Annotated in this window: 6 protein-coding genes; 3 read left to right on the plus strand and 3 right to left on the minus strand. The window is 59.4% G+C overall.

The window, feature by feature from the left end; all coding sequences use genetic code 11:
* Together MRS74_RS23320 and MRS74_RS23325 are read left to right on the plus strand one after the other, a co-directional pair.
* On the plus strand, window positions 1-873 hold an 873-nt coding region (locus MRS74_RS23320; protein WP_254582683.1), incomplete at its 5' end, for a substrate-binding domain-containing protein.
* A 483-nt stretch (window positions 874-1,356) separates the two neighbouring features.
* Window positions 1,357-1,509, plus strand: a complete 153-nt coding sequence (locus tag MRS74_RS23325; RefSeq protein ID WP_254582684.1) for a hypothetical protein — start codon at window positions 1,357-1,359, stop codon at window positions 1,507-1,509.
* A gap of 211 nt (window positions 1,510-1,720) precedes the next feature.
* Here the strand turns inward: MRS74_RS23325 and ansA are convergent, their stop codons facing one another.
* The 3 genes from ansA to MRS74_RS23340 all read right to left on the minus strand — a co-directional run bounded on the left by ansA (window position 1,721) and on the right by MRS74_RS23340 (window position 5,777).
* Window positions 1,721-2,737, minus strand: coding sequence for an asparaginase (gene ansA / locus MRS74_RS23330; RefSeq protein ID WP_254582685.1), 1,017 nt, complete (start codon window positions 2,735-2,737; stop codon window positions 1,721-1,723).
* Window positions 2,734-4,137: an aspartate ammonia-lyase gene (gene aspA, locus MRS74_RS23335; protein ID WP_254582686.1), complete on the minus strand. Its 1,404-nt coding sequence runs from the start codon at window positions 4,135-4,137 to the stop codon at window positions 2,734-2,736. The genes ansA and aspA overlap by 4 nt, the downstream gene beginning before the upstream one ends.
* 182 nt (window positions 4,138-4,319) lie before the next feature.
* Window positions 4,320-5,777 (minus strand): alanine/glycine:cation symporter family protein, encoded by a 1,458-nt coding sequence (locus MRS74_RS23340; RefSeq protein WP_254582687.1) that lies wholly within the window; start codon window positions 5,775-5,777, stop codon window positions 4,320-4,322.
* Between the two features lie 200 nt (window positions 5,778-5,977).
* Here MRS74_RS23340 and MRS74_RS23345 point away from each other — a divergent pair, with 200 nt between their 5' ends.
* Entirely contained in the window at window positions 5,978-6,790 is an 813-nt protein-coding gene (locus tag MRS74_RS23345; protein ID WP_254582688.1) for a helix-turn-helix domain-containing protein, read from the plus strand.
* Window positions 6,791-7,010 lie beyond the last annotated feature (220 nt).

The following is a 7,010-nucleotide window of genomic DNA, read 5'->3' on the forward strand; positions in this document are numbered from 1 at the left end:
GCTCGCCATCTGGCCACCGGTCGGTCGGGGCTTGTGGCGATGATTATACAGGAGGGGACGGAGCTGGACCTTTCTGCAGGGTCGTTCCTTGGTACCTTTAATGAAAAGCTTAGTGAGCAGAAGCTCGATCTTGTTGTGAGAATGTCAACGCGCAGGGACGGGGTGGAGCAATACTCGCGTTTTGCTGCGCGCAGTTTTGTCGACTGTATTATTATCAACGGCCCTCATGTTAACGATAAGCGCATAACGCTTCTGCAGCAATCCGACGCAAAGTTCGTGGTGCATGGCCGGGATCTGAGTCATAAGTACTATGCGTACTACGACATCGATAACTTCGGTGCTGTTGAGCAGGCGACCCGATACCTATTGGACCTGGGGCATCGCCGGATCGCGTTGTTTATCAATAATCCCGATTTGGCCTATGTCAAATGCCGAGTTGATGGATACCAGTCAGCGATGCACGAAAGGCTGGGGCCGAATCATCCGGGAATCGTGCTGGAGGATGTCGAACAGTCTCATTTCGGGTATGCCGCGATTAAGGACCTGCTGGCGAGGCCTGATCGCCCAACTGCTATCTATTGCGGTAATGGAGTGTTTCGGGCGATCGGTGTTTACCGTGCCGCTCGAGAATTGGGGTTAAAGATAGGCAGGGATCTGTCGGTCATCGCTCATGATGACGTTATTAGCACCTGGCAGTCGACGAAATTTGATCCTCCACTGACTGTCACCCGCAAACCTGTCAACGATGCATGCAGCTATCTGGTTAAAGCAGTGGTTGGCGTGATCGAGGGTAAACAGATTGAAGAGCTTCAGTTTGTCGATAAGGTCGACTTGGTGGTCAGAGGTTCGACCGGCCCCTGTTTGTTGTCGTAAACCCGCTTTCACACCAGACTTTTGCGCTACCGATAGCTGTACCGCGGCAGGGGGGATTACTCTGTGAAATGGCGGCAATGCGGCTTTGCGGATTTCATTCGTCGTAATTGACGCTGTAGGCCGGGAGCGCGTCTCGGTAAGACTCGGCGTATGTATATAACTAGGACCCCGGCCCGCGTCACCGTCACGGCCTTCCCGGGACGCCAGTATGGCGAAAAGCTGCTCGAGCTCGTATGAGGGACAGAAACTCAAACAGGCAGGTCCCGAAGCGGTGGGTGGTTTCAATAATCACTATGGCGTCGATAGCCCTCGTTGAGGTTGCGCACCTTGCGCTGCCGCCAGTAACTGTCGTCCGACGTCGTTGCGCCGGACGTAACCTTCGACCATCTGCGTCTCGAGCAGGCACCGCACCCTGGTGCGGTGCAGGCCGGTGGGCTTGGTCAGTTGCGGAATACTGCCGCTAACATTGAGCCGGTTTAGGGCATGAACATCTTTGTCATTCGCGGTGTTGCCGGGCAGTACGCGTCGCTGGTGGAAATCTTCAAGGGTGTCACGCTGTTTCTGATCGCGGACCTGGTGGTCGTGGCGCTGGTGATTTTCTATCCCGGTATCGTCATGTTCATGTTCGACAGCTGATGCCTGAGTAGCTGAGTCTACCGGGCTTTCGGGCGACCTGACAGTCAGGGTAATGCCTGGTCGTTGAGAAGCCTATCAACGTCGCTCAGGCGCCTGGCGTTGCCCGATACCCGTGTGCCTCAGCGCAGAAAATTGACAGGCCTCAGGCCAAAAACGAAAGAGGGCCCGCAATGGGCCCTTCGGGTGTCTGCCTTACCAGAAAGTCAGGCCATCAGGTCGCCGAGCATTCGCCACACAGGGACTGGCGCAGGGTGCTGTGCAGTGCATCTCCGCTCAGGCCGTTGGCAATCAGCACATGCAGCTTGGCAAAGGCGGCCTCCAGGGTGAGATCGTTGCCGGAGATCACACCGATTCGGTTCAGGGCGGCGCCGGTGGCGTAGGTACCCTGGCTGACGCCACCCCGGGCGCACTGGGTAATGTTCAGCAGGGTGATGCCGCGTTTGCTGGCGTTTTCCAGCACCTGCATCAGGGCCAGGTTGGCGTCCGGCGGATTGCCGGCGCCGTAGGTCTGCAGTACCAGGGCCCGGATCGACGGGCCGGCCAGAATCGCTTCGGCGATGTGCGCGCCTATGCCGGGGTAGAGTTGCAGCACTGCCACGGCATCGGCATCAAAGGGCGCCAGTCGAAATGCAGGTGTGCCCGGTGCCAGCAGCAACTGCGATTGCAGTTCAAAGTCGATACCGACGCGGCCCAGCCAGGGATAGCTGGGGGAGTCGAAGGCATCGAAGCCCGAACTGCTGACCTTGACGCTGCGGTTGCCCCGCAGCAGCCGGCCGTTGAAGCAGATGCAGACTTCACTGATGGCGGGATTCGCCGCCAGCAGCATGGCGGTGACCAGGTTATCCAGGGCATCGTTGCGCAGCTGCGCCAGCGGAATCTGCGAGCCGGTCAGGATCACCGGCTTGTTGATGCCATTGAGCATGAACGACAGCGCCGAGGCCGTATAGGCCAGGGTGTCGGTTCCGTGCAGCAGCACGAAACCGTCATAGTCGTCCCAGCGTTCTGTCAGCGTCTGGGCCATCTGCAGCCAGTGATCCGGCGTCAGGTTGGCGCTGTCGATCAGCTGGTCGAACTCAATCAGCTCGTAGGCCGGCAGCTGTTCGCTGGCACGGCTGTCGAGCTGGCTTATGAGCTGCTCATGAAAGCCCGGCATGGGCACATAGCCGTCGTCCGATGGCATCATGCCGATGGTGCCACCGGTATAGATGATCAGAATCCGCTTGTTCATGAGATCTCTGCCTGGGGGGCCAGCATGGATTGCGGGCTGAGCAGTTGATCCAGCTGGGCTTCATCCAGCAGTCCCTCTGCAATCACCAGCTCGCGCACCGTGGCGCCGGTGTTGAGGGCGATGGAGGCAATGCGGGACGAGTTGGAGTAACCGATATGGGGCACCAGGGCGGTAATGATGCCGATACTGTTATCCACATGACGCGCACACTGTTCGCGGTTGGCCTGGATGCCGCTGATGCAGCGGGTTTCCAGCATGCGACAGGCCGAGCCCAGCATTTTCATGGAGTTGAGCAGGTTGTAGACAATCAGCGGCTCCATGGCGTTGAGCTGCAGCTGGCCGGCTTCGGCCGCCAGGGTCACGGCCAGGTCGCTGGCGATGACCTGGTAGACGGTCTGGTTCACGGCTTCGGGAATCACCGGGTTGACCTTGCCGGGCATGATGGAGGAGCCTGGCTGCATCGCTGGCAGGTGGATTTCACCCAGCCCGGTGCGCGGGCCGCTGGACAGCAGGCGCAGGTCGTTGCACATCTTGCCGAGCTTCACCGCAAAACGCTTCAGGATGCCGGAGAAGAACACAAAGGCACCCATGTCGGAGGTCGCTTCCACCAGGTGTGCAGCCGATACGATGGGCAGGCCGGAGATCTCGGCCAGGCGGCGCACGGCCAGTGCCTGATAGCGCGGGTGTGCGTTGATGCCGGTGCCGATGGCGGTACCGCCCAGGTTGACTTCGCACAGCAGGGCGCAGGCCTCGTTGATACGATCAATGTCCTCGCCCAGGTTCACGGCGAACGCCTCGAATTCCTGACCCAGGGTCATGGGCACGGCATCCTGCAACTGGGTGCGGCCCATTTTCACCACGTCGGCGAACTCCAGCGCCTTGGCGGACAGCGCCCGGTTCAGGTTCTGGATCGCATCGATCAGGGGGCGTGCGGCAAACTGCACACCGACGCAGACTGCAGTCGGGTAGGCGTCGTTGGTGGACTGGGAACGGTTAACATCATCGTTGGGGTGCAGGTGCTGATACTGGCCCTTGCCGTGGCCGAGCTTTTCCAGCGCCAGATTGGCGATGACTTCGTTGGCGTTCATGTTGGTGGAGGTGCCGGCACCGCCCTGGATCAGATCCACTACAAACTGATCGTGCAACTTGCCATCGATGATGTCGTGGCAGGCGGCGATGATGGCGGCGGCCTTGGCTTCGGACAGCGCGCCTATTTCGCGGTTGGCGTCTGCGGCTGCGGCCTTCACCATGGCCAGCGCATTGATCAGCTCCGGAAAATGGCTGATGGGCACGCCGGTAATATCGAAGTTGTCCAGCGCACGCTGGGTCTGGATGCCGTACCAGGCCTGGGCCTGAATTTCCATATCGCCAAGCAAATCGTGTTCAGTGCGTGTATTCATGGCAGTGCGTGACCTTCAGAAAAAGGACAAGGGGAGGCCTGCAAGCGGCAATGCGCCTGCCGGCCGGAGGTAAATCAAACTAAGGGTGTTAACCCGGATATGGCGCCAAGCTGCTCGCTTGCTTCTCGATGCCAAATTCGAGTTGAGCGGGGGCCGAAAAGCCCCCGGTATCAGCTGTTAAATCAGCGTGCCAGCACGCTTGCGGCGGGTGCCGGCTGGCGGTCTTCCGGCTCGATGTCCCAGGCTGCAGGGTCGACATTCATGTCGGCGAACTTGCCGGCATCGAAGATCGGCTGTTCGATACCTGCGCTGATCTGGTTATCGAAGTCGCGCATGATGCGCAGGCCCGGCTTGATCAGCATGATCAGGGCGATCAGGTTGGCCACCGCCAGCAGGCCCATGGTTACATCGGCAAAGGCGAATACCGTGCCAAGATCCGTGGTGGCGCCCCAGCATACCAGGCCGATAATGGCGACACGGAAACCGTTGAACAGGTTCTGGTTGTCGTCGGTGAAGTAGTTGATGCTGTTTTCGCCCAGATAGTAGTTGTACAGAATGGTGCTGAAACCGAACAGCAGCAGCGCAATGCTGACGAAGCTGCGACCCCATTCACCGACGTGCTCTGCCAGGGATGCCTGGGTCAGCGCAACACCGCCGATATCGCTGGTGCTGGCCGGGTCATAGACGCCGCTGAGCAGGATGATGAAGGCCGTGGCCGAGCAGATGATCAGGGTGTCGATGAACACTGAGAACGACTGCACGATGCCCTGGTTGGCCGGGTGCGGCACATAGGCGACCGCCGCCACGTTGGGTGCACTGCCAAGACCGGCTTCGTTGGAGAACAGGCCGCGCTTGAGACCCATCATGATGGCCGCACCTATACCGCCGCCGATGGCCGGTTCAAGGCCGAAGGCACTTTTGACGATCAGCATGAAGACATCGGGAATGCGTTCCAGGTTCATGCCCAGTACCACCAGGGCGATGAGGATGTAGCCGCCGGCCATGACCGGTACCAGCACTTCCGAGACCTTGGCGATACGCTTGACGCCGCCGAAGATGATCAGGCCGACGATCATGGCCAGGCCAATACCGGAATAGAACACAGGCACGCCAAAGGCATCTTCAAAGGAGGTGGCTACAGCGTAGGACTGCAGGGCGGTAAAGCCGAAACCGAAGGTGAGCAGCAGCAGTACGGAGTACAGACCTGCCAGCCATTTCCAGTTAGTGCCCAGACCGCGGGCGATGTAGTAGGCAGGGCCGCCACGGTAGGTGCCGTCCGGTTCCGCCTGCTTGTAGGCCTGGGCCAGAGTACATTCCAGGTAGCTGGTGGCCATGCCCATCAGGCCGACCATCCACATCCAGAAGATGGCGCCCGGGCCACCGAGGGTGATGGCGACGGCGACGCCGGCGATATTACCGCCGCCGACACGGCCGGCGACCGACAGCAGCAGCGCCTGGAAGGAACTCAGGTGACCGTGCTGGTCCTTCTTGAACGCCTGGCTGGCGCTGAGGATCCGGAACATGCGTCCGAAGTAGCGAAACTGTACAAAGCGCGATGCCACAGTAAAGCCGATGCCGACTGCGATCAGCAGTACGATCAGCACCTTGCCCCAGAGAATGTCGTTGAGTAAATCTAACATTGTGTGTCTCCGCTGTTTTTTTTATGTGTGAACCTCGCTATTAGAACAAGCTTCGATGCGGCTTAAAATTTGACGTTTTGAATAAATTTGGCGCAGTATGGTGCGCACGAGCGAAATAACTGCACCAAAAAGCACCACTTGTGGGTGAGTGTAGTGGGTGCAGAGCAGAATCCAGCCGCGAAGACAAAGAGACACTACCTATGAACGAGGACTTTACGCGCAATCTGCGGTTGCTCTGCAGCTACTACAAGTCGATTGCCGAGGTGTGCCGGCGCCTCGATATCAACCGTCCTCAGTTCAACCGCTATCTCAACGGGCGCTACAAGCCCTCGGCCAGCACCCTGCGCAGCTTTTGCGAGTTTTTCGGGGTGGAAGAGCACGAAATCATGCTGCCCCACAGCCAGTTCGCGCGCCTGATCCAGGTGCGTCCGCAGTCGCGCGCCAGTGAGGTGCCCGCGAAACCCGAGGCGGGGCCCCTGGCACAGCTGGGTGCCCAGGGTATGCAGGGGCTGGAGCGCTATCTGGGGTACTATTTCGAGTATTACCTGTCGATGGCCAGCCCCGGCAGGCTGCTGCGTACCCTGGTGTGTCTGGAGCGACGCGGCGACCAGGTGTATTACCAGCGCACCGAACGCATGCAAGTGCGTCCCGGGGAAAGGCCCAATCACAATCGCTATCTGGGCATGGCGTATTTTCTGACGGATCGCATTTTCATGGTGGATTACGAATCCCTGAACAGCCATGAAATGACCCAGACCATCCTGTTTCCGAGTTTCAAAAATCGCATTTCACGCCTTTCCGGCCTCAAGCTCGGGGTCTCGGACAATAGCGAGCGCATGCCCTGCTGCGCCCGGGTGCTGTTTGAATATCTGGGTCCCGAGGTGCAGGTGCGCAAGGCGCTGGCCCTGTGCGGCGCCTATGAACTGGATTCGCCACAGATCGACGAATCCGTGCTCCAGGCTGTACGCAATGATCTCGGCGAGCATGAGTGGCACTTTCGGGCCCGGCACTGAGCCCGTTGGCGCCGGCAGTCACCGCTGTGGCGAGTGATTAACCGCTTGTTAGTGCAGATCCTTGTGTTCTTTCGCCAGTGTGCCGTCGGCATCGAGTTCACGCAGCGCGACTCTGGAATTGCGCGGGATGTCGCCGCGCATCTGTAGCGCGCGGTAGAGAGAGTTGCGGGGCGCCGCTCTATCAGTGCAGTTCTGTGCGCTCTTTCGCCAGTATGCTGTC

This window comes from Marinobacterium sedimentorum, assembly GCF_024267675.1.
In the GTDB taxonomy this organism is placed as follows: domain Bacteria; phylum Pseudomonadota; class Gammaproteobacteria; order Pseudomonadales; family Balneatricaceae; genus Marinobacterium_A; species Marinobacterium_A sedimentorum.

Coding starts and splice junctions, on each gene's coding strand:
- MRS74_RS23340 (WP_254582687.1), bottom strand. CDS start 5,777: ATGTTAGATTTACTCAACGACATTCTCTGGGGCAAGGTGCTGATCGTA.
- ansA (WP_254582685.1), bottom strand. CDS start 2,737: ATGAACAAGCGGATTCTGATCATCTATACCGGTGGCACCATCGGCATG.
- MRS74_RS23325 (WP_254582684.1), top strand. CDS start 1,357: ATGAACATCTTTGTCATTCGCGGTGTTGCCGGGCAGTACGCGTCGCTG.
- MRS74_RS23345 (WP_254582688.1), top strand. CDS start 5,978: ATGAACGAGGACTTTACGCGCAATCTGCGGTTGCTCTGCAGCTACTAC.
- aspA (WP_254582686.1), bottom strand. CDS start 4,137: ATGAATACACGCACTGAACACGATTTGCTTGGCGATATGGAAATTCAG.